The sequence below is a fragment of the Methylobacterium sp. J-088 genome (assembly GCF_022829295.1).
In the GTDB taxonomy this organism is placed as follows: Bacteria; Pseudomonadota; Alphaproteobacteria; order Rhizobiales; family Beijerinckiaceae; genus Methylobacterium.
In genome coordinates, this window is record NZ_JAKSYH010000031.1 from 67,098 (window position 1) to 93,930 (window position 26,833).

20 protein-coding genes, 1 tRNA gene and 1 pseudogene are annotated in these 26,833 nt (G+C 67.7%); 11 read left to right on the forward strand and 11 right to left on the reverse strand.

From position 1 onward, the window contains the following. Positions 1–56: 56 nt before the first annotated feature. From MKK63_RS02535 to MKK63_RS02545, 3 genes are all read right to left on the reverse strand, one after another. The gene (locus tag MKK63_RS02535; RefSeq protein WP_243998424.1) at positions 57–317 is read right to left on the reverse strand and encodes a hypothetical protein; all 261 of its coding nucleotides are present in this window, start codon (positions 315–317) and stop codon (positions 57–59) included. Between the two features lie 114 nt (positions 318–431). Beyond that, positions 432–866, reverse strand: a complete 435-nt coding sequence (locus tag MKK63_RS02540; RefSeq protein ID WP_243998426.1) for a cupin domain-containing protein — start codon at positions 864–866, stop codon at positions 432–434. Between the two features lie 155 nt (positions 867–1,021). Then, positions 1,022–1,390: a hypothetical protein gene (locus MKK63_RS02545; protein ID WP_243998466.1), complete on the reverse strand. Its 369-nt coding sequence runs from the start codon at positions 1,388–1,390 to the stop codon at positions 1,022–1,024. Between the two features lie 313 nt (positions 1,391–1,703). Between MKK63_RS02545 and MKK63_RS02550 the strand changes: the two genes are divergently transcribed. The 3 genes and pseudogenes from MKK63_RS02550 to MKK63_RS02560 form a co-directional block, all read left to right on the forward strand. Further along, positions 1,704–2,141, forward strand: a complete 438-nt coding sequence (locus MKK63_RS02550) for a MucR family transcriptional regulator (protein WP_279574474.1) — start codon at positions 1,704–1,706, stop codon at positions 2,139–2,141. Positions 2,142–2,236: 95 nt separating this feature from the next. After that, a complete protein-coding gene (locus MKK63_RS02555) occupies positions 2,237–2,662 on the forward strand; it encodes a GFA family protein (protein WP_243998430.1) in 426 nt (141 codons plus the stop codon). Positions 2,663–2,778: 116 nt separating this feature from the next. Further along, positions 2,779–3,768: pseudogene (locus MKK63_RS02560) on the forward strand (aminotransferase class V-fold PLP-dependent enzyme); the annotation flags it as partial. A 56-nt stretch (positions 3,769–3,824) separates the two neighbouring features. On the opposite strand, the gene MKK63_RS02565 reads toward MKK63_RS02560, so the two are convergent. Both MKK63_RS02565 and MKK63_RS02570 read right to left on the reverse strand, forming a co-directional pair. Next, positions 3,825–4,484, reverse strand: a complete 660-nt coding sequence (locus MKK63_RS02565; protein WP_243998432.1) for a carboxymuconolactone decarboxylase family protein — start codon at positions 4,482–4,484, stop codon at positions 3,825–3,827. A gap of 163 nt (positions 4,485–4,647) precedes the next feature. Beyond that, positions 4,648–4,724, reverse strand: a tRNA-Arg gene (locus MKK63_RS02570). Positions 4,725–4,956: 232 nt separating this feature from the next. Here MKK63_RS02570 and MKK63_RS02575 point away from each other — a divergent pair. Beyond that, entirely contained in the window at positions 4,957–6,588 is a 1,632-nt protein-coding gene (locus MKK63_RS02575; RefSeq protein ID WP_243998433.1) for an integrase family protein, read from the forward strand. 35 nt (positions 6,589–6,623) lie between these two features. On the opposite strand, the gene MKK63_RS02580 is transcribed toward MKK63_RS02575, so the two are convergent. Further along, positions 6,624–7,436, reverse strand: coding sequence for an IS5 family transposase (locus tag MKK63_RS02580; RefSeq protein ID WP_243998435.1), 813 nt, complete (start codon positions 7,434–7,436; stop codon positions 6,624–6,626). 192 nt (positions 7,437–7,628) lie between these two features. On the opposite strand from MKK63_RS02580, the gene MKK63_RS02585 reads away from it, so the two are divergent. Continuing rightward, the gene (locus MKK63_RS02585; protein ID WP_243998437.1) at positions 7,629–8,675 is read left to right on the forward strand and encodes an IS110 family transposase; all 1,047 of its coding nucleotides are present in this window, start codon (positions 7,629–7,631) and stop codon (positions 8,673–8,675) included. A gap of 423 nt (positions 8,676–9,098) precedes the next feature. Here the strand turns inward: MKK63_RS02585 and terL are convergent, their stop codons facing one another. The 4 genes from terL to MKK63_RS02605 all read right to left on the reverse strand — a co-directional run bounded on the left by terL (position 9,099) and on the right by MKK63_RS02605 (position 15,476). Then, positions 9,099–10,715: a phage terminase large subunit gene (gene terL / locus MKK63_RS31900; protein ID WP_243998439.1), complete on the reverse strand. Its 1,617-nt coding sequence runs from the start codon at positions 10,713–10,715 to the stop codon at positions 9,099–9,101. After that, complete coding sequence (locus MKK63_RS02595) at positions 10,708–11,331, reverse strand: DUF5681 domain-containing protein (RefSeq protein WP_243998441.1); 624 nt, start codon at positions 11,329–11,331, stop codon at positions 10,708–10,710. Before MKK63_RS02595 ends, terL begins: the two co-directional genes overlap by 8 nt. 237 nt (positions 11,332–11,568) lie before the next feature. Next, entirely contained in the window at positions 11,569–13,086 is a 1,518-nt protein-coding gene (locus MKK63_RS02600; RefSeq protein WP_243998443.1) for a DNA modification methylase, read from the reverse strand. Between the two features lie 1,115 nt (positions 13,087–14,201). Continuing rightward, complete coding sequence (locus MKK63_RS02605) at positions 14,202–15,476, reverse strand: cation:proton antiporter (protein WP_243998444.1); 1,275 nt, start codon at positions 15,474–15,476, stop codon at positions 14,202–14,204. Between the two features lie 744 nt (positions 15,477–16,220). Between MKK63_RS02605 and MKK63_RS02610 the strand changes: the two genes are divergently transcribed. From MKK63_RS02610 to MKK63_RS02625, 4 genes are all read left to right on the forward strand, one after another. Continuing rightward, complete coding sequence (locus MKK63_RS02610) at positions 16,221–17,294, forward strand: HD-GYP domain-containing protein (RefSeq protein WP_243998446.1); 1,074 nt, start codon at positions 16,221–16,223, stop codon at positions 17,292–17,294. 123 nt (positions 17,295–17,417) lie between these two features. Then, positions 17,418–18,659 carry a GGDEF domain-containing protein gene (locus MKK63_RS02615; RefSeq protein WP_243998448.1) on the forward strand — a complete coding sequence of 414 codons (1,242 nt, stop codon included), beginning with the start codon at positions 17,418–17,420 and terminating at the stop codon, positions 18,657–18,659. A 218-nt stretch (positions 18,660–18,877) separates the two neighbouring features. Next, positions 18,878–20,071, forward strand: a complete 1,194-nt coding sequence (locus MKK63_RS02620) for an FAD-dependent monooxygenase (protein WP_243998451.1) — start codon at positions 18,878–18,880, stop codon at positions 20,069–20,071. 447 nt (positions 20,072–20,518) lie between these two features. Continuing rightward, positions 20,519–23,695: a PAS domain S-box protein gene (locus tag MKK63_RS02625; RefSeq protein ID WP_243998453.1), complete on the forward strand. Its 3,177-nt coding sequence runs from the start codon at positions 20,519–20,521 to the stop codon at positions 23,693–23,695. Positions 23,696–24,190: 495 nt separating this feature from the next. Here MKK63_RS02625 and MKK63_RS02630 read toward each other — a convergent pair whose 3' ends face one another. Next, complete coding sequence (locus MKK63_RS02630) at positions 24,191–24,520, reverse strand: hypothetical protein (protein WP_243998455.1); 330 nt, start codon at positions 24,518–24,520, stop codon at positions 24,191–24,193. Here MKK63_RS02630 and MKK63_RS02635 point away from each other — a divergent pair. Together MKK63_RS02635 and MKK63_RS02640 are read left to right on the forward strand one after the other, a co-directional pair. Then, positions 24,519–25,508: a hypothetical protein gene (locus MKK63_RS02635; protein WP_243998457.1), complete on the forward strand. Its 990-nt coding sequence runs from the start codon at positions 24,519–24,521 to the stop codon at positions 25,506–25,508. The genes MKK63_RS02630 and MKK63_RS02635 overlap by 2 nt on opposite strands. 26 nt (positions 25,509–25,534) lie before the next feature. Next, the gene (locus tag MKK63_RS02640) at positions 25,535–26,662 is read left to right on the forward strand and encodes a hypothetical protein (RefSeq protein WP_243998459.1); all 1,128 of its coding nucleotides are present in this window, start codon (positions 25,535–25,537) and stop codon (positions 26,660–26,662) included. Positions 26,663–26,833 lie beyond the last annotated feature (171 nt).

Here is a 26,833-nt window from a genome sequence, read left to right on the forward strand (position 1 = left end):
TTTCCAGCACACCGATGCGGAAGGCGTCCATGCGGCAGCCGGCGGAGGGCCGACGTTCAGGCGGCCTGAAGCAGCGTCCGGGGCTGGGAAAAGACGAACTCGCGCTTGTAGAAGTATACGCCGCCGTTCCGCATGGCTTTATGAGCGTCATCTACATCGAAGCCGAACGGTCGGTCGCGTGCGGTGTCGATGCAGGTCACGTAACGCCACTGCACGCCGTCGATCATCCGGGGGATCGGCTGATCCTGACGGACGGCACAGAAAAGCTGGCCATCGGAGGACTTGGCGAAAATATAGAAGGTCTTCCGCGCGCACATCAGAACCTCCAAAGCCCTTTGGGGTGTATCCATGACGCAACAATCAAGTTTAAAACTGATTCGACGGCAATAGTCAAGCTTCTGCCACATTCTCGTCACCGATCGGGCAGGGGCTCACTCAGCGGCCTCCTGGAGGGGCTTGCCCTTGTCGACGACGTAAACCGACAGGATCTTCACGGTCCTGTCGCCGACCACCGTGTAGCCGGCATGGGGAACGCCGCGCCGGTTGATGCCGCGCTCGCCGGCCGGCCGCTCCTTCGGCGCCTGTCCCTGTACCTGCGCGAGGCCACCCTCCAGCACGTAGTAGGCTTCCTCGCCGTTGTGAAAATGCCGGCGCGAGGTCGCCCCCGGCGGGATCTCGACCAGTTGCATGACGATCTCGCGGCTCTCGTCACTCGAGACCGGCTGACGACCGAGCTCGGTCCGCTTGAGCTCCTGAGCCGCGGCTGCGCCCGTGATGACCAAGGCGCCCACCGCGATCAGGTATCTCCCAGCCGATGGGCGGCGCGCCATGTCGTTCTCCCGGATCTTGTCTGTTTCCGAGATCATGACATCGCCCGCTCCGACCGGGAATAGCTGGCCGTGTCGTCGCGTTACAGTCTTGCCGCCTGCTTCACGCCAGCCGGTTCCAGCGTGAAGCTCTCAGCTCTCGCTGTAACGCGCTCTCCTGCGCCGACCCGGCGTCCACTACGGCGGAGAGCGTTCTATAAACAACCGATACGGCGCAGGGCACCGATCAGCTTGCGGCCGACGCGGTAGCCGTTGAGGGATTCGGATCCGAGGATCTGAACGGTCTCGGTTTCGGCGGTACGGCCGTAGAGGAACAGGTGGAAGCTCGGTGCCGCCTGTTCTGGCGGCGTCGCGCTGACCTGGCCGCAGAACGCGATGTCGTGGCCGGTCTCGCCCGGCATCGGCCTGATCTTCCGGAACCGGACGAGGAGCGCATCCGGGAATTCAGCGGCGACCCTGGCGCGCATCCCCGTCTCGAACGGCGCGCCGAATTCGGGTGCGTCCGGGGCGATCAGCCCGAGCGTGTCCTGCCCGCGGACGGCGGACGGCGCGAGCAGAAGCACGAGCAACGGCGCGGCCCACAGGCCAGTGCGTCCCGCGCCCGCGAAGGCGCGAGGCGGGGCCCATGGCCGAGACCAGGCCGCGGCCGGCACTCCGGCCTGTCGATGCGAGGACAGGGGATCCGCTCCCTGAAGAGACTTCGCACTGCACGAAGATTGTATTGGATCACGAAGCTCGATCGAGAGAAAGCGGCCGGCCCCGCGGCGCGCCGACCGGTGTCGCGCGCAATCCGGAACCCACCGGCCACCTCCCCACGTTGACTCCGCAGAATGTATGAGTATTTCTTATTTGTATGCGTTTCCGCGGGAGCTCATGATGAATCGGCAGGATGTAAATCCGTCCCCACCCGATTTTCGGCACGCGATAAATGAGTTCGCGGTGCGCGTCGTCGCGGCGTATCTCTCGCGCAATGCCGTCGCGCCGACCGGCCTGCCGGAGATCCTGACCGGCGTGCACGCAGCGCTGATGGCACTCGTGCCACCGGCCGATAGCCTGCCGGCGCCTGTGCAGCCGACGCCAGCCGAGATCCGCGACTCGGTCCAGCGGGACGGTCTGATCAGCTTCATCGATGGCCGCTCCTACAAAACACTGAAACGCCACCTCAAAGCCCACGGCCTGACGCCCGAGCGGTACCGCGCGCGCTACGGCCTGCCGAACGATTACCCGATGGCGGCCCCCGGTTACGTCGCGCGGCGCGCGGAGATCGCGCGGGCGATCCAGTTCGGCCACGAGCCGACCCGAACCCACACGTGAGTCCACCTCACGCAACGCGTGCGAATCTCTGAATTGTCCGGTCCCCACCACGGCGATACGCTCGGTCCGGGGGCAGAGGACGGGGTTTGGGCGACATGGACGCCGAGACGGACTTGCATGCCGGCCGGTGCCATTGCGGCGCGGTGCGGTTCGACGTGGCGCTCAGCGACGGCTTCCGGTCGATCCGGCGCTGCACCTGCTCGTACTGCCGCATGCGCGGCGCCGTCGTGGCGATGGCGGAGGCGGGCGGGATCCGGATCCGGCAGGGCGCGGAGGTGCTGACGAGCTACCGGTTCCATACCGGCACGGCAGAGCACTTCTTCTGTTCCCGCTGCGGGATCTATACGCACCATCAGCGGCGCTCGGACAGCACGCTCTACGCGGTCAACGTGGCCTGCCTGGAGGGCATCAGCCCGTTCGATTTCCCTGCCGTACCCGTGATGGACGGCGTCAACCACACGAACGACACCGGCCAGCTGACGCGCCGCGCAGGGACGCTGCGCTACGAGCCCGCCGATTGATCCTGCGCCGTGCTCAGCCGATCGCGAGGCCGCAAATGAGCAGGACCGCGATCGCCAGGAGCACGAGGAGCGAGGTGGTGACCGCCAGCGTCACCCGACCGCCGACCTAGGCAGCGGTGCGCCGCTTCATCAACGCCCCCGCGAAGGACGACCTCGTCTTCCTGCGCGGGACTACGGACGCGATCGACCTCGTGGCCGCCTCGTTCGGCGAGGCCAATATCGGGCCGAGCGACGAGATCATCGTCTCGACCACCGAGCACCACGCCAACATCGTCCCCTGGCAGCTGCTGGCGCAGCGGATCGGGGCGACGCTCCGGGTGATTCCGGTCAACGACCGGGGCGAGATCATCGTCGAGCAATACGCAGCCCTGCTCTCGGGCCGGACGAAGATCGGCTCGGTGACGCATGTCGCCAACGCCCTCGGCACCGTGAACCCGATCCGGGAGATCATCGCGTTGGCCTACGCCTACGGCGTGCCGGTGCTGGTCGATGCGGCGCAATCCTCGCCGCACATGCCGCTCGACGTGCAGGCGCTCGATGCCGATTTCCCGGTCTTCTCGGGCCACAAGGTGTTCGGGCCGACGGGGATCGGCGCCCTCGACGGCAAGACCGCCCTGCTCGAAGCGATGCCGCCCTGGCAGGGCGGCGGCCACATGATCGAGGACGTCACCTTCGCCCGGACGGTCTACAAGGGCGCCCCGGACAAGTTCAAGGCCGGCACCCCGGACATCGCGGGTGCGGTCGGCCTTGGCGCGACGCTGGATTACCTGGAGAGCATCGGCCTGCCGGCGATCGCCGCCTACGAGCACGATCTGCTGGACTATGCGCAGAGCGGACTGGCCGAGGTGAAGCGCCTGCGCCTCATCGGCACGGCGCACGAGAAGGCGAGCGTGATGCCCTTCGTAATCGAGGGGCAGGAGAACCACGCGGTGGCCCACCACCTCGACGCGCACGGCATCGCGGTGTTCTCGGGCCATCACTGCGCGCTGCCGGCCCTGCGCCGGTTCGGCGTCGACCAGTCGGTGCGGGCCTCGCTCGCATTCTACAACACCCGCGCGGATGTGGACGTCTTCCTGAAGGCGCCCCACACCCTGCCGCGGCACTAAGCCGAAGCGCGCCGGTCTCGGAGGCCGGCGCGCCAAGCCGCACGCATCGCGTCCGCCTATTGCTCTCCGGGCTTGAACGGCGGTTCCTTGCCGGGCGGCACGCCCTCCTCGGCCATGCTCAGCAGCATGGCGACCGTCACGTAGGTGCCGGTCAGCGCAGTCAGGTCGACCACGCCCTGCTCGCCCAGCACCGCCTTCGCCCGCGCGAAGGTCCCGTCCGAGACCGCGTGCTGCGTGGAGAGTTCCATGCAGAAATCGTACACGGCGGCTTCGTCCGGTTTCATGCCCTCCGGTCGCTTGTTCGCCTTGAGGTCGGCCGCAACCTGCTCGGAGAGGCCGGCCTTGATGGCGAGCGGATAGTGGGCGAACCACTCCACCTGCGAGCGCCAGAGCCGCCCCTGGATCAGGATGGCGAACTCGTTCAGCCGCGTCGGCACGGAGGTGTGCCAGCGTAGATAGTCGAGCAGGTCATACATCCGCTGCGCCATCTCGGGGCTGCGGATCATCGGGTTGTAGGGGCCGGCCAGCCCGACGCTCGAGACCTTAAGGATCTTCTCGCCAACCGGGCGTTGCGCAGGTGTGAGCTGCTCCAGGGTCAGTTGCGGAAAGCGCGGCGCGTGCGCGACCGCCCCACGCGTCCCCTGCGCCGCCAGCCAGCCCCCGCCCGCCGCGAGGACGGCCACCGCCGCACTGCCCCAGATCCCGAGCCTGCCCATCGCCGATCCCTCCGCCGTGCGGGCGCGCGTCTCCACGCCTTTGCACCGGCAATGTCGGCGGGTCTGACGCCGGGGTCCAGCGGTTTCGAGGGGGTTCGCGGTGCCGTCGCAGCGCTTGCCCGACCGGGCACACCGGCCAGGATCGATCCGGCGGGCGAAGGGTTGGCGACCCCGGTAGGGCTCGAACCTACGACCTGCCGCTTAGAAGGCGGCTGCTCTATCCAGCTGAGCTACGGAGTCTCGGGTGCCAGGCAGCTCAAAAGCCACGGCTCTAGGCCGGGGTCAAGCATTTCTGCCACCACGGACTTTCCGCTCGGAGAACGGGGGCTGGAAGGCCAACCTATTGGACTGAACGCATCATTTATGGGGAAAACTAACTCGTGGAAGGTTCCGGAGAGCCACATCTCATGGCCGTCCGAATACCGTCCGAGTTATGGAATTGGACCGCGGGCGAAACTCGGACGGCCAGGGCATGGGCGGTAAGCGGAAGACGGATGGCGGCGTGGCCTACACGGGCAGCGTCTGGGGTGGCGAAGGCCCGGCCCGGACAGTCAACCGCAGAGAGGAGATCTCCGTCGGCCTGATCGAAACCCTCACGTCCCTCTGGAAGAGTGCTGGGCTCAAGGCGACGTTCGAGATCTCTGACACCATCCAGCGCGGGCTGCGCTTACGCGTCCAGCCGCGGGGTCCAACCTTCTTCGCCCGCGTACAGTACCAGGGCAAGGAATCCCGCGTCCGGATTGGCCGCATCGATGCCTGGGGCCTCGCGCACGCCCGGCATGCCTGCGCCGCCATCGTCCGCCACGTCTCGACTGGCAACGGCATCCCATCGGACAACTGGATCGAGCTTCAGCGCCAGTCCCTCCTCCATGCCGACGCGAGGAAGAAGGGTCGGACCAACCTCGCGGCACTCTACGTCCCGGAGGTGATGCCGAGGCAGACGCCGGCGGCGACCTGGACATATGCCGAGGCCCGGGACGCCTATCTCGCCTGGCTCCAGTCCGAGTGCGACGAGGGCGTCTACGCGCAGCCGACCGTCGAAAATTACAGGAAGACGCTCCGGTGCCCGGCGCTGCGGGCCTTCGACGCCATGCCGGTCGTCCACATCGCGCCCGCCAGCATTGCACAGGCGGTAGAAGAACTCCGCAAAGCGGGCAAGCGGACGCAGGCAGCCGACGTCGTCCGCAAGGCGCGGATGCTCTGGCGCTGGATGCGCAGCCCTGATCGGGAGCGCGCCTCGGGCATCACCACGACCGACATGGACCGCCTTAAGGGACCGAAACTCGTCGGCGTGAAGGAGCGGCAGCACTTCCCGCCAGTGGAGGAGTGCGGCCTCATCCTGGCGACGGCGCGATGCGGCGTCCTCAATCCCGCTATCGGTGCCGCGATTCAACTCGCGGCCTGGACCGGGCAGCGGCGCCTGTCCGTCGTGATGGCCTACCGCGACGATTTCGAGGCATGGGACGGCAGCCCGGGCTGGGGCTTATGGCGTTGCTGGCACCGCAAGCCGTCGGGCAAGAAGGGCAAAGAGCACGTCATCCCCCTGCCGCCGGCGGCCTGGGCGCCGTTCTCGGCCTACCTCGCTTGGCACCGGCTGAAATACTGCGAGGATCAGCGCTGGGCTTTCCCGCAGCAGCGCCCGGCCAAGGCCGATGCTCCCGGCGAGATGGCGCGCATCGCCGAGGACACGCTGACGCACACCGTTCGAGCCATCCCGGGTTCGGAGAGCTCGCCCCATGACCTGCGCCGCGGCCTGTCGTCGACCGTGCAGGAGAAAGGCAACGTGCACGTCGCCTTGGTCGGCTACATCCTCGATCATGGCGACGAAGCCGAAACCGTCCGCCAGTCGAACGGGACGACGAGGCGCTACACGGAGGCCGAGCTACTCGGGTTCAAGCGCCCAGTCATGGAGGCGTGGGAGCGGTTCCTGGAGCCGGCCGCGGTAGCCGCGGTTCTCCTCCCGCGCGAGGAGCTTAAAGCCGAGCTCGTCAAGCGACGGGCCGAACAGCGGGGCGTCGACCTGGAGAAAGAATACGCGCGCCTGCGCCTAGTGTCGGCCAAGGCGTACACGAAGAAGCGCAGGCGGGCCGAGGCAGTGGTCTGATGGGTTAATTACAACCTTAGAGTCCGTCCGAGAAGTCAGGGTGATCGGGCGAGGCGTCTGACGAGGATCATGACGGCTGCGGCGTAGAGGAAGGCTTTAGCGGAGGCGAGGGTCGCTTCCGGGTCCTTCCAGAGGCGTCGGTTGCGACTGATCCAGGCGAAGAACCGCTCAACGACCCACCGGCGCGGATGCACAGCGAAGCCGACCTGATCCGGCGGCTTGCGCACGATCTCGACGGCGATGATCGTGGCGGTCGCGGGCTTGTCGCCGGCATAGCCGGCGTCGGCGAAGGCCTTGACGATGAACGAGAAGCTCCGGCGTGACAGGCGAAGGACCGGCACGGCTCCGTCCCGGTCCTGCATGTCGGCAGGCTGCGGATCGAGGACGAGCGCACGCCCGTCCGTATCGACCAGCGCTTGGCGCTTGCGACCCTTGACCTTCTTACCGGCGTCGTAGCCGCGCGGCCCGCCGCTCTCCGTGGTTTTAACGCTCTGGCTGTCGAGCACTGCGGCGGACGGCGAGGCTTCGCGTCCGACACGCTCGCGATCAGCCAGGACGAGGTGGTGATTGATCCGGCCGAACAGCCCTGTGTCGCGCCAGCGGCTGAAGTAGCCAAACGTGGTCGAGCGCGGCGGCAGATCCTTGGGGATCATCCGCCAAGAGATCCCACCTCTCAGAACGTAGAAGATGGCGTTCAGGACCTCCCGTGTCGTCCAGAGCGGAGGCCGGCCACAGGGCGCCGGCCTCGGCATCAGTGGCGCGATCACCGCCCACTCGGCATCAGTCAGATCAGTTTCATAGCGAAGGCCCGCGCGGCTATGCTGCCGGCGGGTGGTCGGGGTCCACATGGCGCTTCCAAGTCAGGCTTCAGCACCCGCCTGGAAGCATCGCCATCCCGACCACTCAACCCCGCCTCAGTCCCTTATCGGACAGATGGGGTGATTGGGGTCACGCTGTGGGTCCGCTGAAGGCGGCTGCTCCTATCGAGATGTGAGATCGTGGTCGATGTCGGATCGCCACAGCATCAGGAAGGAGCAGCCATGACCTACTTTGCCGGACTCGACGTCTCCCTGGAAAAGACGGCGATCTGTGTGGTCGACGCGACGGGTCGGATCATCAAGGAGATGCGAGCCGCTAGCGAGCCCTCCGATCTCATCGCTGCCCTGACGGGGCTCGGCCTGCCCCTGGAGCGTGTCGGCCTGGAAGCGTGTTCGCTGACAGCCTGGCTGCACGATGAGCTTCGGGCGGCGGGTTTGCCGGCCATCTGCATCGAGACGCGGTCCGCCAACGCAGCCATGAAGACGATGCCCAACAAGACAGACCGCAACGATGCCCGTGCGCTCGCCCAGATCATGCGGACAGGCTGGTACCGGCAGGTTCACGTCAAGTCGCGTCAGTCCCGGCTCTGGCGTTCGCTGCTGGTGGCGCGGCGCACCGTGCTCAACGAGATGCGCTCCATCGAGAACGTGGTGCGGGCGATCCTGCGCGAGGGCGGGATCAAGCTCGGCACCCCGGCCCGCGCCGCCTTTGCCGGGCGCGTGCGAGAGTTAGCCGGCGACGATCCCCTGATCCTACCGCTCGTCACGCCCCTGCTGGCGATCCTGGCGACCATGCTGGAGCAACTCGACCGGCTGACCCGTCAGGTTCTCGTCATCGTGCGCGGCGAGGCGGTCTGCCGGCGGCTGATGAGCGTGCCGGGTGTCGGCCCGATCACCGCGCTGGCCTTCCGCGCCACCATCGACCGGCCGGAGCGGTTCCGGCACTCCCGGGACGTGGGTGCCCACCTTGGCCTGACGCCATCCCGTTACCAGTCAGGCGAGACCGACATCCAGGGCAAGGTCAGCCGCTGCGGCGACGAACTCGCTCGCACCGCGCTCTACGAGGCCGCGCACTCGCTGCTGACGCGCTCACGCAAATGGTCGAGCCTGCGCGCCTGGGGGACGCAGGTTGCCAAGCATCGTGGCATGGCGCGGGCCCGCGTGGCGGTCGCGCGCAAGCTCGCCGTCGTCCTGCACCGGATGTGGAGCGACGGGACTGAGTTCCGCTTTGGCAAGGAGCCGACGGCCTTCGTCGCTGCCCTCGCATGACCGAGACACGCCTGCCCCGTCGAACGGAACGACGGCAGGCCAGACTTCACCCGCGAGGGTGACCCGGATCGTTCCCGTGGGGACGATGGGCGAGGCGATCTCGTTGAGAGTCCCGAACCGGTCCGCGTCAGCAGACCAGGTCGTGAAACAGATTGAGACGCCTTGCTCTCCTGACCCCATCATGCGGCGGCCTCGCGCCGACCGCGAAGAGAAGCGCGTGACCCGCGGGAGCGACACACCGGGACAAGGAACATCGATGAGGAGATGCTTGCCTCACGAACCCCAATCAGAGAGGGCTCTTAGTGTTGCGGCCATAGTTGCGGGGCCCGAAGTAGTTACAACCGGCGATGTCCGTTTCGAAGAATTTGCTCGCGACCTTTGAATGACTGGGTTGGGCGTAAAACAGAATATCGGCTTTGCGCATCACCGGCGACGCGTCGGCCTTCCGCTTGGCCGATCCGGCGTCTCTTGCACTGGGACCGGCGTGCGGGCGCTGACGTGTCGTGTGACGCATCCGTTTTCGATGGTCGTCCGGACGGGCTCGATGACGGGTGTTTCGGGTTCGATCGATACGACCTCGCTTTCCGGTCCGCTCTCGCGCGGGTTCCTGGGCGAGATGCTGTCGCGACTTCTTCTTTCGAGCGGTCTGGCGCGGTTCAGCCAGTCCGTAAGGTGGTGCAAGGCATAGCTCGTCGCATCGACCTGATCGTCGTGGCGGCCATTCGGGAAGGCCAGTAGCTCCTTCTCATAAAGCGCGAGCCAGGGCGCCTCGTCAGGGAGAAATATGCGTCCCTCCGCAAAGCGATCCGATTGCGCCTCGCAACGCGTGATCTTGTCGAACTTCGGCGGGAGCAAGAGTGGCCTCAGTCTGGTCGTGCGACAGATATCCTGCTTCAAGGCGATCCCGAGCCCGGTCTTCTCGATCAGCGTAGCGTCGGCCTTCCAGTCCGCATGAAGTTTAAGCACAGCTTCCTTCAACTGCGGGAACTCGAGGCGATTACGGACCACGTCGAGTAGATAGAAGTTTTGATCGTGCACGCCCCAGACGAGGCCGGCCGACCAGTCGCTGGTGTCTCCCTGGGTCGAAGCCGTGTCCCAGGAGACGACAATGCGCTCGAAGGTCCTCGGCCGATCGCGATAGTACTGCAGCCACTCCCGTTTGATGAGGTTGCCGCCGGCCGGCGTCGGTGCCTGCTGGTACTGGGCTTCGAAGGTCCGCGAGCCGAGTTCACGCTTGAGGTTTTCGAGAATCTCGCGCGGCTCACGGTCGGGTTGGAGGGCGTCGTCGCAGATGCGCCGATGCACGGGGCCGGGACGGTCGCTGAGCTGGAACGCGCCGTCCTCTATGGCGATGGCCGGGAGGTGAACGACCTCCCAGTCCTCACGAGATCGCTCGAGCAGATGGCCGCAGAGATCGTCTTCGTGCAAGCGCTGCATCACGAGGACGATAGCGCCGCGCTGCTTGTCGTTCAGCCGCGAGACCAGCGTCCCCTCGTAATACTCGATCGCCCGGCGACGGTCGGCCTCCGAGGTGGCGCTCGCGGCCTTCATCGGATCGTCGAGGATGATGACGTCTGCACCGCGCCCGGTGAGCGCCCCCCCGAGCCCGAAGGCCAGACCTCCGCCCTTTTGCGAGGTCACGAGCTCGGTATCGCGCTGACGCCGCGCGACCAGCTCGCAGCGCGGAAACAGCTCGCGGTACCAGTCGCTCTCCATGATGATGCGGGTGTCGATCGAATGCTTGCGCGCGAGATCGGCTGCGTAGGAGGCGCACAGGATGCGCTTGGTCGGATCGTGACCCAGGAGCCAGGCGGTGAAGGCGACCGAGACCGTGATCGACTTCATCGAGCGCGGCGGCACGTTGATGATCAGGCGGCGGACCTCACCCCGGGCCACCCGTCCAAGTTGCCATGCGAGATGCTCGAGGTGCCAGCTGTGACAGTACGGCGTCCCTGGATCGAGGGACTGAAAAGTCTTCTGGGCGAAGGCGGCGAGGTTCTGGCGCAACAGTGCCCGCAGGCGACGGCGAAGATCACTCACGATCGCCTCCCTCGTCGTCGCAGGGGACATCGGCAGCGTGCTCGGCGCTGTCACGTGCTTCAAAATCATGCGTGCGTAGAATCGCGAGATCTTCGGCGGTCGTTTCCTGATCCCTGTGCGCTTCACGGACATCGCCGAGCATACGAAAGACAACATCGAGGCAATCCTTGATCGCCTTGCGGTCGCCCTTGAACGCGAGCTCGGCCTGTTTCTTCAGGAGGGCCTCGAGGCGGGGGATGTGCCGCTGGCGCCCGCCCTCACCGATCTTCATCGTTTCCTCGAGCCACAGCGTCGTCACCATGGCTCGAATGGTTGCGCGGTTGAGGCTCCCCTTTGGCCGTCCCGCTGGATTGCCGCTCTGACCTTTGACAAATTGAGACCGCTTCGGAGGACGGCCGTAGCCGACACGCTCATCCTCGTCAGTGATATCGGATTGCGGGCCGCTATGTGCGGGATCCACGGGCAGGATGTCGTCGTCATCGTGGCGGGACATGGCAACCTCCAGCGACGCGTCACGGCTTTCCATTGAGAAAGGACGTGACTGCGCCGGAATGCCGTTCCGCTGGAGAACGATGACGATGAACCCGCCAGAATGGCGGCTCGTCTTCCCGGGCATGTCTCGAATACAAAATCGCAACGACTTGCTGCGATGAGACGAAAATGCCCACTCGATCGCTTCTTGTCAATCATAAGAGCGGCTGATCGGCAAATTTATTTCATTTTTTGATTTTTATATTTGATAATGCGATCGATAAGACATGACTGTGCTATAGACCGGAGAGATTCAATCTGGGCCATAGCATCTGGTCGGCGACGGTCGAGTCGGGCGCAAAGCGTGGCGCGCGTCGTGCGGCTACGAGCTGGGTCGGTTCAGTTGTTCCCGCACCCGCGGTCTGGCCGCCGCGAGCGGTGGCGTCGGCTCCGGGGACTGATCGACCGTCGCACTCGACTGCTCCTGCGCGGGGCGGCGCTCGGTCAGCTGGGCGAGCGTCAAACCAGTCTCGATGTGCCGGGCGTTCTGGCCGGTGATCGCCTCGAAGCGCCGGATCGCGATCTGGGCGTAGCGTAGCTCATACTCCACCGCCCGCACACGGCGACCGATCCGCTCGCCGGCAAGGATCGTGGTGCCCGAGCCCACGAAAGTGTAGAGGACCACGGCGTCGCGTCGGCTGACGTCCTTGAGCGCATCGATGACCAACTGGATCGGCTTGACCGTCGGATGGTCGTTGAGGTCATCCATGCGCCCAGAACGGAAGGTGTTAGCGCCGGCATAGGTCCATACATTCGAGCGGTTGCGCCCGAACCGGCCCATCTGAACGTTGTCGCGATGTGGCGCTTCCCCGACCCGGAATACGCCGATCAACTCATGCTGGTTGCGATACAGGCCGCCTTGGCCTGCGTTGGTCTTCACCCATGTGACGAGGTTGAGATAAGCGCCATAGACACGCTCGCCGGCGTCGATGAGGTCGCGGCAATGCTTCCAGTCAATACACACGAAGTGCACCGCCCCAGGTACCGAGACCCGGGCGGCGTTGCCGAGAGCCGCCTCCAGGAAGGCGACGAACTCTGCCCGGCTCATCTCGCCCGAGGCGAAGGCGAACTCGGGATGCCGGCTGCGACCACGCCCGCCGATCGAGCGGACCGGCACGTTGTACGGGGGGTCGACAAAGGCGACCTCGGCCTTCTCACCGGACATGAGTCGATCGAGCAGGCCGGCGTCGCGGGCATCGCCGACGGCGAGGCGATGGTCGCCCAGAGCGAAGACGTCGCCTTGCCGAAGCACGATCGCACCGGCGGCGAGCATTGGATCGATAGCATCGTCGGGTTCGGGGCCGCTATCTTCGAAGTCGATCACCAGGGTGTCGATCTCGGCGACCTCGAAGCCGGTGTCGCTGAAGGTGAGACCGGCATCCTCGAACAACAGGGTCAGCTCGGGGATTTGGGCGGCCAGTGTCTTGCGATCAAGGCGGGCATCGAGGCCGACGCGATTGTCGCTCAGCAAGAAGGCGCGCTTCTGTACCTGCGACAGGTGGAAGACCTGAACCACCGGCATGCTCGCGTGACCCAGCGCCTTGGCCGCCGCGAGTCGGGCGTGACCCGCGAGGACCATGTATTGCTCGTCAATGATCGCGGGAGCCAGTTGCCCTGTGACCTCGATCGCGCGGCTCAGCTTACTCAGCTGCCGCGGCGAGTGGACCTGCACACGGTGTGGGTTCTCGAGGAGGGCGCTCAAGGGGGCGAGCCCGTAGCGGCCTTCGAGCCCGGGACCGATGGCTACGCGTGGCGCCTCGTCGAGGGCGATCGCGTTCACGGCACGGGATGAGAGATCCGCTACCGCGGTGGCTGGGTCAAGTTTTTCTCTGCGTGACATCGAAGCCTCCAAGCCCGTTACAAGGTTGGAGACCGAAGCTCGGAGAGGTGATCGTCAGCGCGCAGTCATCAGTTGGCGAACGACCGACAGGGGTCGTGCGTGCCAAACCGATGCTGCCTAGGGCTGATGCGCCCCGCGCTGCTTCAAGTTCGTGATGTCCGCGGGCAGACGACCACCATCTCGTGGCGATCAGTCCCCGGGACCGCGATAATCGGGAACGGGACCCGACCGCGGCAACGAGCTGAATGCCGGATCGCCGCGGGAAACGCAACCCGATCGTGTTGCCCAGCTCGGAATGAACAGGTCATCGAGGTCGGCCGTGTCTGCGCCCTCGGGTAAACGATCCCAACAGACCCCTAGCAAAAAGGTCGAGGACGACGAGGGCGGATCGATAGGGTCCGCTGGCTCGGCGCTTCAGTGTCTCAGATCTTTCAACCCACGGCACCAGCGGAAATACAAGATTTTGTATTCCACGGAGCGCCAATTCGAACCGACCGAGCCGAACGCGCCAGACCCATGGAAATCGAAAAAATCGCTGTATTTTTCCCTGGTGCAGGGATCTGCGCCAGTTGGAGACTGGTTCGCGCCTGACTACCCGCACCACCACTTATTTTTTGCAAAAAAATAAGTGAGTGGCATCAATGATTTAACTCGGCGGACATCCCCGCGAAATCCCCATTCATCCCCAAGCCGGGCTCCGTCCCATCCCCGCCGGGATGCGATTTCGCCTTCGCCCGGATCCCATTTCCGCGACGCGAACCGTCCATCCCACGCGGCCGCCACGCCCTGCGCGGACGGCCGTCCGCAAGCGCCGGAACCGGACGCGGCATTGCGATCCCGTCCTCGCGGCGCTTCCCGGGATCCCGAATGCCGAACTCCAGAGACCCGGCTCGCACCGACTCCCGGGACGTCCCTTCGCGGGTCGGGTCCGTCACCGCGTCGATCGCCCGATGCCGGACGGCCCGCGATGCGCCGGCACCGTCCACGGACGGTCGACGCGAGCGTGCATGGTCCCGTCGACGAAGCCGGTGGGCACGACCGCTCCGCGGCGCACCAGCCCGACGTTAGCGCCATTCCATCCGGCCATGGTCCCCGTCGTCCGCCGATCGCGGATCTCAGAGCGGTGGCGGGTCCCGCAGCGCGAGGTCGAGTTGGCCGCTCGCCGTGTCCCGACCGCTGCGGTGATCGAGGAACCGCAGCACCGGCGTGACGGTGATCCCGTGCATGACGATGGACACCAGCACGGCGAGGCCGACGGTCGCCCACAGCAGGTCCGGCGCCTCGAACGGGGCGTGCCCGAGCGCGTAGGCGAGGTAGTACGCCGTCCCGAGCCCACGGATGCCGAAGAACGCGATCACCGCCCGTTCGTCGGAGGGTAGCCCGGAGCCGGCGAAACCGACCCATCCGCACACGGGACGGACGACGAGCAGGGCCAGCGCCACGAACGCGACGGCCGGCCATGTCAGTCCGGAGAGGAGACCTCCGCCGCCGAGGGTGACCCCGAAGCCGATGAGCAGGACCATCATCAGCAGGCGTTCGAGCTCCTCGGCGTAATCGTGCATCTTGCGATGGTAGTCGTGGCCGCTGTTCGACGCCCGCAAGGCCAACGCCGCCGCGAAGACCCCGACGAAGCCGTAGCCGTCGACCGCCTGGACGATGCCGTAGGCGAGGCAGGTCACCCCCAGCGCCACGAAGCCGTCCCCGGTGCGCGACAGCTTCGAGACGTTGGGCAGGTGGAAGGTCAGCCAGCCGAGGCCCCGGCCGACCAGCGCCCCGAGGACCGCCCCGACGGCGACCTTCCACACCACGTCGACGGCGAGCCAGTGACCAAGGGACGGGCCGCCGCCGGCCAGCGCGATGGCGAGGTTTACGAAGGGGAAGGCGAGGCCGTCGTTCAGGCCGGCCTCGGACGTGAGGGCGAAGCGCATCTCGTCCTCCCGGCCCTCGGACGGATGGCCGACCTGGACGTCGGAAGCCAGCACCGGGTCGGTCGGGGCGAGCGACGCGCCGAGCAGCAGGGCGGAGGCGATCCCGAGCCCGAGGAGGGTGGTGGCGAGCGCCGCCAGGGCGGCGATGGTCAACGGCATCGCGAGGCCGAGGAGCCGCCACGTCGTCGCCCAGCGCGTCCATCCGATAAGCCGGTCGATCTTCAGGCCGGCGCCCATTAGCGAGATGACGACCACGGCCTCGGTGGCGTGCTCGACCAGCTTGAGGTGCTCGCCCGGGTGCGGAGCCAGCCCGGCGAGGAACGGGACGAGGGACAGCGCGGCGCCGAGGCCGACGCAGCATATCGGGAGGGACAACGGCAGCGCCCGCAGCACCATCGGCAGCCAAGCCGTCAGCAGGACCAGCGCACCGAATCCGGTGACGACGTAGACGTAGGGTTCCATCGCGGGTGGAACCGTCCATGCCCCGGCCCGTTCCCGGGCCGGACGGCGGCTTGTGCCCCGGCGGCAAAGCCCGCGACGGGCCCGGGCACTCCGACATGCGAGCGATGTCGGGCGGTTGACCGCGGTCCGGAATGGCCTTCGCCCCCTCGCCCCATGTCGGACGCATTCGCAGGGGCACGCCGGCGAGGCTACGCCGAGTGAGCGCAACGGCATCCATGCCGTCATCACCGTTCGCACTATCGTGTCCCGCGGAACCCGCCTCGCTTCCGAAGCGGGTGAAAGCCCGTTCCGACGCGTCCGCCGTCTCTACCCGTCCGCCGGCCGGACCGTGCCGGAGGCGTCCCCGTCCCGTGCGACGGGATCCGCCAGGTGCGTGTCGCGGTCGTCGCCGACAAGGGCCGGCTCCCATGGGGATCTCCGGTGGATCGTGCCGACGAGAGGTGCCCCTCCTCGCCTGCCGGACGAAGTGACATCGGCTCGGGCCCGGCCGGGGCGGACGCGGACGTCGCCCTCGGTGGCGCCCCGGGATACGGGATCGCGTCGTTCCCCGTGCGCGGCTCGACGGAGGCCCATGAGGTTCGGGCGAACGGAGGTGCGACAATTCAGTCGCACGGCCCTGAAGCAGGCAAATCTTAAGTTGGCCGGACTCCTAATGCGCAGGAGTGGAACATCGTCGACGGAGCGAGGCCGGATCGGAGGGCTCATGTCGACGGGACGGGGCCAGGAATGTGTGAGCTCGTCATATTGAGCGATGACACCGCTCGGTCCGAACGGCGTTTCCGAGGCCTGAGAGGCCTCGTCGCGATCGCCCTTTGCGATCTTTACGACCCACCCGAGCTCTCGGTCCAGCCGCTCATCATCGTCAGCGACGTGCGCGAGCTCTCCGCCGATGCCGTCTCGCGCCTGCGGGCCCTCCTGGGGAGGATGCGGCCTCCGGACGGTCGCCTCGTCCTCGTCGCGCACGGGGACGGTCCCCGCTCACGCGCCTACGCCCGGGTCCTGGGGGCGACGGAGACCGTCCCGGCGTCGGACCTGGACGCGCTGCCGGCCCTGATCGAACGTCTTGTCGTGGAAACCGGCCGGGTGCCGCTCTCGGCGATGGCGCACGCGGAGCGGGCCCGACAGTTCCTGAGCGACACCTTCAACAAGGGCATCCTGACCCAAGCCGAGGTACAGAACGGGACCGAGGCCGTGGCGCGAGCCATCGGCGCCGCCGGCATCTTAGACTGGATCCGGGTGGTCCGGGAGTTCGACGATGCTACGCACCAGCACATCCTGTTGGTGGCGGGGCTCGCCGCGGCCTTCGCCGGGACCCTGGGCTTGGCGGCGCCGGATCGGCATCGCCTGACCAAGGCGGCTCTGCTCCACGACGTCGGCAAGACGAAGGTCCCGGCGGCGATCCTGACCAAGCCCGGCAGGCTCGACGCCGCCGAGATGGCCATCATGCGTACCCACGCCGCCGCGGGTCATGCGATGCTCCTCGGCCAGGGATTCGAGGCCCCCGTGCTGGCCGTCGCCCGCTCCCACCACGAGATGCTCGACGGATCCGGCTACCCGGACGGGCTGGACGGCAGGGACATCCCCGACCTGGTGCGTCTGGTCACCGTCTGCGACGTCTACGGGGCGCTGATCGAGCGCCGCCCGTACCGGGCGCCGCTGGGAAGCGCCGAGGCGTTCGGCATCCTGGATGGGATGGCGGGTCGACTGGACCGGGTCCTGATCGGGGCGTTCAAGCCGGTCGTCATCGCGCCGGTCATCGTACTCGAAGGCAAGCCGTCCTCGACACGGGACCGGGCAGGGTTGCGCGCGCCTGCCTGATCGCGGGGCGGAGGCCCATCGCCCCCGACGGGCGACCGACCAGAAGAATTGGACGCTTTGGCTTCACGGCCCGCGAACGACCGGGTGTTATCGGCCTCGTCCATCCGAGGAGAGCCATCAGGCATGGTCGATCGAGCCCCTAGTCCCGACGTCGTGGAGGCGGCGCTGTCGCGGCCCCGACATCGGCTCGCGATGCCACCCGAACTGGAGGCCCGCTTCGAACGGTCGACGGCGCAGGCCCGCACGGCAATGCTCAGGAACTTCCTCGCGTTCGCCATGTGCGCGGACCTGCTGGCCATCGCGTTGGACGCCTGGCACGGCGCATTGCTTCTCGGGCTGGCCATCCGGCTTGGCGTCGTCGCCCCCGTCCTCCTCGCCGGCATCCTGTCGCTCTCGCCGCGCCGGCCGGCGTGGCAGCAAGGCCTCGTGGCCGGCGTGCCGGTCCTGTGCGGCCTCGCCAGCATAGCGCTGATCGGCCTGCTGCTCGGTGGGCGTTACACGGAACTCTATCTCTCCGCGGCCGGAATGGCGGCCTTCTTCGTCAACGCGGCCATGCCGCTGCGCCTCCCGCACGCGGCCGCTCTCGCCGCCGCCACCATCGCCGTGAACGTGGTCCTGGCCATTCGGTTGTCCGCTCCCGGAGACCTCGTGGAGATCCTCGCCACGCTGGGTTTTAACGCCATCGTCACCGTCCTGACGCTGTCCATGACGTTCGGCCGGGAGCGGAGGGACCGCGACGCCTTCCTCCAAGGGCTACGGGAGCGGTCGCAGGGAGAGGCCCTCGTCGCGGCGAACGCCGAACTCCTGAGGTTGTCCACGACCGATGCCCTCACCGGGCTGGCTAACCGCCGAGCCTTCCACGCCAGGTTGGAGGAGGCCACCCGGGCGAGCCTGCGGGAGCGGGCCTGCTTCGGCGTGCTGATGCTAGACATCGACCACTTCAAGGCCTTCAACGACAGCGCCGGCCACGCTGCCGGGGACGAGTGCCTGCGCATGGTGGCCCACACCCTGGCGGCCCATCCCGCTGTCTCGGGCGGGACGGTCGCGCGCCTAGGAGGCGAGGAGTTCGCCGTCCTGATACCGGGCGCCGACGGAGACGTCGCCCGCCAGACCGCCGAATCGTTGCGGCGTGCCGTCGAGGGGCGGGCCCTTCCGCACCCCGGGTTCAAGTATCGCGGGCATGTGACCGTGAGCGTCGGCGCCTCCGCCATGCGGGCCGTCGGCGATGTCGATGCCGGCCTGCGGGCGCTCAAGCTCGCGGACGACGCGCTGTATGCCGCCAAGGCCTCGGGCCGCAACACGGTCTCGTACGCCTCCCGCCCCGCGGGCGGAACGCCAGGCCTGGATGTCGACGTGGCGGCCTAGCGGCCGAAACGCGGCGATCGGCAGCTGTCGCTGATGGCTGCCTCTGCCACGATGCGAAGGATGGAAAAGTCCCTTTCCGGACGCGGGGCGGGGGGCCTTCAATCTGGACAAGGTGGTCTACGGTCGCGAACAGAGCCACCCTTGGTTTCCGTTGCCCCTCACAAGCAGTACGACACCGCGTGCAGCCGTGACAGGTTCTCGCAATCCCAAGGCGTCCGATGCATCGAATACTCATCACCGGCGGGAGTATCGCCGGCAATGCCGCCGCCTGGTGGCTGGGACGTTCCGGCTTCGACGTGACGGTGGTGGAGCGCGCACCCGCATTCCGCGATGGCGGACAGAATGTCGATGTGCGCGGGGTCGGGCGCGAGGTGCTTCGGCGCATGGGGCTGGAACAGGCGGCGCTCGATGCAGGCACCGGCGAGGAGGGCCTCGCATGGGTCGACGAACGGGGTAGGACCGCGGCTAAGGTGGTCGCGGAGCCGGGCACCGATGGGCCTACCGCGGAGATGGAGATCCTGCGCGGCGATCTTGCGCGGCTGATCTACGAACCCGCGAGCCAGCGGGTCGCCTATCGTTTCGATGAGCGGATCACGGCGATCGATGACCGGGGCGGCGACGTCGCCGTCACCTTCGCCGGCGGTCGCACGGAAACGTTCGACGCGGTCGTGGTGGCCGAAGGGGTCGGCTCGGCAACCCGCGAGCTCGTCTTCCCGGGTGAGAACGATCCGCGCTGGATGGGCATGCTGTGCGCGTACTTCACCATCCCGCGTGCTGACGGCGACGGCCGGATGTGGCGCTGGTACAATGCTCCCGAACGGCGCAGCGTCACGACCCGACCGGACCGCAAAGGGACGACGCGTGCAACCCTGACGATCGTGCAACCGCCAGGCGGCGAGCACGACTGGGACGCCGGGCGGCAGAAGGCCTACCTACATGAGCGCTTCGCCGACGCCGGCTGGCAGACGCCGCGCGTCCTAGCCGCCATGGACGGCACGAAGGATTTCTATTTCGACGCGCTGCGCCAGGTGCGGATGCCTTGCTGGTCGAAGGGGCGCGTGGTCTTGGTGGGCGACGCCGCTTGGTGCGTCACGCCGTTGGGGGGCATCGGCGCCACGCTGGCGATCGCGGGCGCCTACGTACTCGCGGGCGAACTGGCGCTTCACGACGATCCCGCGGCGGCATTCATCGCCTACGAGCGAGCCATGCGGCCGATGGTAACGCAGGGCCAGGCTGTCCCGAGTTTTCTCCCGCGACTAGCCCATCCCCGGACACGGCTGGGCATCGCGCTAGCTCATGGTGTGCTGGCCATTCTGACGAGGCCGGTCTTGAGCAGGCTGGCGGCACGCCTCTTTACATCCAATCCGAAGGAGCCCGACCTGTCGCGCTATCCACGGATCGGCACGGCCTAGAGTATCGCTCGGCGCTTGATCGGCCGGCGAGGATGCCGAGCCCGGGCGCTCGAAGGCAAAATCGGTCTCACCCCTGGATCCGGACATCGACGGGCGAGATCCAAACTTCCCGGTCCGGTCGGAGGCCGAACGTCCGTTTCCGAAACGAGGGGCCGGTCTTCGGTCGTCGCATTCCCGCATGACCGCATCGGGTACCCAAGTCCGGGGCGTTGCCGTCGGACCCGAAAATCCCCTCGCTCCCGCCCGCCGTTCGTTCGCCCGGAGATCCTTGATCCGAACAGGAGGCCACGTTCGATGCCCGGCACGACGGACACACCGCGGGCGACGGCCGGTGTTCGAGGTCTGAGGGCACACGGGCCGTTTACCCGTCTATGTTCCTCCTTGTGGTGGACGTGCCCGTGGGGCGACGTAGGCCGCGCCGCTTGGACTCCCGGTACGACGATGACGTTGAGAACGCTCGCTCGCATCGCCGCGCTGACGCTCGGCCTCGGCGTCCCAGCCTTCGTCGCTGTCACGCTTAATCGGCAGCACGCCCAGGAGCTCGCGAACGCCGAGGTCCGCGCGGCGAACACCGCCCATGCCCTCGAACAGCATGCCGCCCGGACCTTCGAGATCATCGACACCTACCTGCGCGCCGTCGCCCCCCTCGTCGGGCAACGCGAGGGTGGCCTCGCCCCCGAGGCCATCCACGCCGCGTTGCGCGAGCAAGCGCTGCGGTCACGATTGAACAACATCATCATCGTAGACCGCCTCGGTCGCACCGTCGTGGAGGCGGACGCGTTCCCGGCCCGCAGCCTTGACGTGCGCGACCGCGACTACTTCCAGGCGTTGCGCGACCGGCCGGGCACGGGTCTCACCATCGGAAACCCGATCACGGGACGTTTGACCGGCAAGTTGCTGATCCCGGTCGCGCGCCGCATCGACGGCCCGGACGGGACGTTCGCCGGCATCGTCCAGGCGACGGTCGATCCGCGGATGTTCGAGGCGGTGTACGGGGCCATCGATAACGGGCCCGGGGCGGGTCTTAGCCTGTGGAGGACCGACGGGACGCTGCTGGTGCGCACGCCGCCGCTCCCTGGCATGATCGGCAGGAACTTCGCCGACGGCGAGAACTACCGTCAGCACGTACCGTCCAGGGACGAGAAGCCGTACTGGTCGGCCACCATGACGGACGGCGTCGAACGCGTCGTGGCGCTCGGTTTTCTCGACGACTACCCTCTCTACGTCGGCGCGGCGCTGGCACGGACCGACGCGCTGGCAGACTGGTGGCGCTCGGCGCTCCTGCAGGCATCCATGGCGGGGGGCCTGACGCTCGTGCTCGTCGCCGCGCTGCTGCTGCTCGCCCGCGAGATCGACAGGCGGGGGGTATCCGACGCGCGCATCCGCGCGAGCGAGGAACGCCATCGCCTGCTCGCCGAGAACACGAGCGACCTCATCGTGCTCAAGCCGTCGATGGCGGAGCGCGCCTACGTATCCCCGGCCGTCCGCGCGGTTCTCGGCTGGGAACCGGAGGAGTACGCCGCGCTGCCGCCCGCCGAGCTCATCCATCCCGATGAGATGGCGGAGGTGTCGGCGATCTACGTGTCCCTGTCGCCGGACCGCCCGCAAGCGTCCCACGTGCATCGGTTGCGCCACAAGGACGGGCACTACGTCTGGATCGAATCGATGTTCAAGCTGGTGGGCCGAGACGCGGGGGACCCGGCCGTGGTCGTCTCCGGCCGGGACGTCACCGCGCGGGTCGAGGCGGACCGGGCCCTGCGCGAGAGCGAGGCGCGCCTGCGGCTGGTGTCGGAGGCGACGGCCGACATGGTCACGCACATGGACCTGTCGGGCCGCCGCCTCTACGTCTCGCCCGCCAGTCGCGACCTGCTCGGATACGAGCCCGGCGAACTCCTCGGACACAGTCCACAGCGCATGATCCATCCCGACGATGCGGCCGCCTTCGAGGCCCTCCTCTCGGACATGGTCGGGGGGGCCGAGGACCGCGGCGTCATCGTCAACAGGCTGCGCCACCGCGACGGCCGCTGGATCTGGATCGAGGCCTCGCTGAGGCGGTTGCGGGACGCGGCCGGGAGGACGACCGGGGTCGTGTCCTCGGTGCGCAACATCGAGGCCCGCAAGGCGGACGAGGCCGCCCTGGTCGCCGCGCGCGAGGAGGCCGAACGCGCCAGCGCGGCCAAGGGCGATTTCCTCTCCACGATGAGCCACGAGATCAGGACCCCGCTGAACTCGGTGATCGGTTACAGCGACCTGTTGCTCGACGAGCCGGGCCTGGCGCCGGCCGTCCGGTTGCACGCCGAGCGCATCCGTTCCGCCGGCTCGGCCCTGCTGACCGTGGTCAACGACGTGCTCGACTTCTCGAAGATCGAGGCCGGGCGGATCGAGATCGCGCCGCGCCCGTTCGCGCTGTCCGACCTGGTCGACCAAGCCCTGGCGATGATGCGCGGGTCCACGCAGGCCAAGGGCCTCGCCCTGGACGTCTCCGTCGCCGGGAACCTGCCCGAATGGCTGCTGGGCGACCGGGACCGCCTGACCCAGGTCCTGCTCAACCTGTTGGGGAACGCCTGCAAGTTCACGGCCGAGGGCCGGGTCGCCCTGGACATCGCCGCGACCGACGCGGCCGACGGGTGCGCGCGGCTGCGCTTTTCCGTCACCGATACCGGCATCGGGGTTCCGGCGGCGCGGCGGGACCGCCTGTTCCGACGCTTCTCCCAGGCCGACGAGTCGATAGGCCGGACCTTCGGCGGGACCGGCCTCGGCCTGGCCATCTGCAAGACGCTGGTCGAGTTGATGGGCGGGACCATCGGCTTCGAGAGCGTGGAGGGCCATGGCTCGACGTTCTGGTTCGAGATCGTCCTGCCGGTGGCGACACCGGAAGCCGCGCAGGCCATGCCAGGGCATCCCGGCGCCGAGCGCGCCGGACGGCGCCTGCTCCTCGCCGACGACGTCGCGCTGAACCGCGAGCTCGCGCGCGAGATTCTGTGCCGGGCGGGACACGCGGTGGACGTGGTCTGCGACGGCGAGGCCGCGGTCGCCGCCGCCTGCTCGACGTCCTATGACCTGGTCCTGATGGACGTTCAGATGCCCGTGCTCGACGGGCTATCCGCCACGCGGCGGATCCGGGCGCTGGACGGCCCGGTCGGGCGGGTGCCCATCGTGGCGATGACCGCCAACGTCCTCCCGAAACAGGTCGAGGGCTTCCTCGCCGCGGGCATGGACGCCCATGTCGGGAAACCGTTCCGGGCCGCCGAGCTGCTCGACGTTATCGAGCGACTGACCGCCGCCGCCCCGCGGGCCATCGAGGACACCGTCGACGTCGACCTGCTCGACGACATGGTGGCGACGGTCGGACGGGACCGGACGTCCCGCATGCTTTCGATGCTGGCCCAGGAACTCACCGAGCGGTTCGGGCGGGAAACGACGCCGGACGTCCGGCAACTCGCATACGATGCGCACGCGATGGTCTCGGCGGCCGGGGCCATGGGGTTCGCGGGGTTGGCGCAGGCCTGTCGCGAGGTCGAGGCGGCGTGCCACGCCGGTGGCGATCACGCGGCGGCGCTGGCTGTCCTGCGAGCCATCAGCTCCAGGACGTTGGCCGAGATCGACAGGCTTCGCGCGGCTTGAGCGGCAGCCCGTCGACCGCCTCGGGCAACGCCGTACCGGCACGAACCGACAGCTTACCCCGCGCCGGGGTCGGGCGTCCGGGCTCCGGCCCAGGTCGGGCATGCGAAAGGCACCCGGGCATACCGCGGACGGTGGTACGTCGGCGGCCGTTCGGGATCCGTTCGGGGAGGTTCGAGGGTGCCGCGCGGGCCCTCGCCCGGAATTCCCCGCTTAGAACGCGGCGGAGACGGCGTCGCGCCGAGGCGCACGGCCGCGTCGGGCCGCGACCAACCCGAGGCGGCGGATGGATCGGGACGACCGACGCAACGGCCCGTCGGCGCGATCGTGTTCGCCGATCCCGCCGGCTCGTGCGCCGGACATCGAACGATTCCGCGATCGAGGCGCGTACTCCGGCCACGGCGAACGGCCGTGGTCGCCGGCATCCCGCATCGACGAAGGCGATCGTCCGGCGCCGGCGCACCGGCCCGGCCAGCGTCGCGCGCCGGGCGGCACCCGTCACTTGGCGGCTGCGCGCAGGACCATGTCCTCCTTGATCTCGCTTCCGTCGAGGGGCGGCAGCTTGATGCGCGCGATCGCCCGGCGGGCCGCCCGCATCTTCGGACCCTCGCTGTAGACGTCGAGAGCCATCGACCCCCTCTTATGGCCGACGACGGCCGAGATCATCGGGTCCGCCACCCCCGCCTGCTCCATCCGCGAGATGAACCAACGGCGGAACGAGTGGAAGTTCACGCGCGCGCGCCTGTTGCCCGCGATCCGTTCGTCGACCCCGGCCAACCGACGGTAGGCGGTGAAATGGTTCGAGGTCTTGAAGCTGCGCTCGCGCATGGACCCCGCCTTCCTCACCGGCGGCCATTCCGGGGCCCTGCGAAACCTCCTGACGACCGTCGACCTGTTCACGGTCGGGGCCATCGGCTGGCGGGGGCTGCTGCGCTTCAACCGAAGAATACTGACGCACCGGGCCAGCGTGCTGGCCGACCTCCTCGCCGAACGCTGGGGCGTCACCGGCCGCGTGCGGGACCTGCCCGAGAAGCCCGCCTGGCTCATCAACACGACGTCCCTCCAAAGCGGCAAGTGCTGGAGGTTCTCCGCAAGGGAAATGGGGGACTGGGTGTTCGGGCGCCACTACGCCCCGGACATCCGATTGGCGGATGCCGCGGCAGCCTCGGCGGCCGTGCCGTACGTCCTGGGCGCACTCTGGATCGACCTGCCCAAGGAGGGGTGGTTCCAGACGGATCCCGCCACCCGCAAGCCGATGAAGAGGACGCAACCCGACGTAACCAGGATCGGGCTGTGGGACGGTGGCGTCTACGAGAACCTGGGTCTCGAAGCGGTCTACAAGCCCGGAAAGGCGCCGGACCCGGCTGCGTTCATCATCTGCAGCGACGCCTCCGGCCCCGTTCCGGCCTACGGCTCGGCCTCCCCGCTAAGCATCTTCAAGGGACGCCTCGCCGGCCCCCGCCTCTTCGACATCGCGAGCGACCAGATCCGAGCCCTCAGGTCCAGGATGTTCATCAGGGACGTCGCAGCGAAAATCGTCACCGGCGCCCTCTTCAAGATGGGCGTGTCGGTCCGGGACGTGGACATCAAGGAAGGACGCTCGCGCGACGAGCGCGAATACGACGGCTTCCTGAACGATGAGGAGGTCCGCGCGGCGCTCGGCCACCCCACCGACCTCAAGGCCATGACGCCTGCCGCGTTCGAACGCATCGCACGGCACGGCTTCGAGGTGGCCGACACGGTCCTCACGACGCATTCGGCCGCCCTGTTCCCCAGGACGCTTCGCTGGCGGCCCTCGACGGATCGCATGCCCTGAACCCATCGGACCGAGGAGACTTCGAGATGACCGCCTACGCGACCTTCTATCCGCTCGGAAACGCCGACAGCACCCTACTTGAGCTCGCGAACAAGCAGTTGCTCCTCATCGACTTCGGCAACCAGCACAATCCCGACGACCCGTACGAGCAGCGCTGCGACCTCGCGAAGGAGTTGCGGGCGGTCCTCCGCAAGGTGGGTCGAAACCGATTCGACGTGGTCTGCTTCACGCACCTCGACGATGACCATTGCCAGCGCATGGGCGAGTTCTTCTGGCTCCGGCACTCGACCGCGTACCAGGGCGGGGACCGCGTCGAGATCGACGAGCTCTGGGTGCCGGCCTGTGCGCTGACAGAAACCAACCTCGATGGCGATGCCCGCCTCATCCGGCAGGAGGCGCGCCACCGCCTGCGCGAGAAAAAGGGCATCCGCATCTTCTCTCGCGCCGACCGCCTCAAGTCGTGGATGGAAGCGGAAGGCATGGATTTCGAGAGCCGGAAGCACCTGTTCGTCGACGCAGGCAAGCTCGTGCCCGGCTTCGCCAAGGACGGGCCGGAGGCGGTAGAATTCTTCGTCCACAGCCCCTTCGCCTGGCGACAGGACGAGACCGTGGTCCACGACCGCAACGGCGACAGCATCGTCTTCCAGGCCGTCTTCGTGGATGGCGGGGAGGAATCGTATGCGCTGTTCGGCTCGGACGTCGACCATGCCGTGCTGACCGAGATCGTGAACATCACGCGCGGGTACGGGAACGACGACCGACTGCGCTGGGACCTCCTGAAGCTGTTCCACCACTGCTCGTACCTGTCCCTCGGGCCGGACCGCGGAGTGACCGAGACCGAGGCAGTGCCCGCGGTGAAGTGGCTCTTCGAGACCCAGGGCCGGAACCGCGGCACCATCGTGTCGCCGAGCAAGCCCATCCCGTCGCCTGGATCGCCCGAGGACAAGTCCACCCAGCCGCCCCATCGCCAGGCCGCCAACCACCATCGCCGCGTCGTCGGGGACAAGCTCGGGACCTTCATGGTGACGATGGACCAGACCGCGCCCCCCCTGAAGCCCCTGCGCTTCGAGATCGACCGCTACGGCATCGGCCTGGTGCTCGCGGCACCGAACGTCGCGACGGCCGCCACCTCCAAGCCCGCACGGCAGGGCTGACCGTCATGGTGTCAAAAGGCGTTGGAACGGGGTTCTTCCGCAGGTTCGGTGCTGAGGGCTTTTTGAGGCGTTGATCCTTGGAGCGTCCGAGGGTCCACACGATGGCGATCTCGAATTCGTCGCTGCCCTCGGTTCCGGCAGGCGTGCATGTCGACGAACTGGTGCTGGACG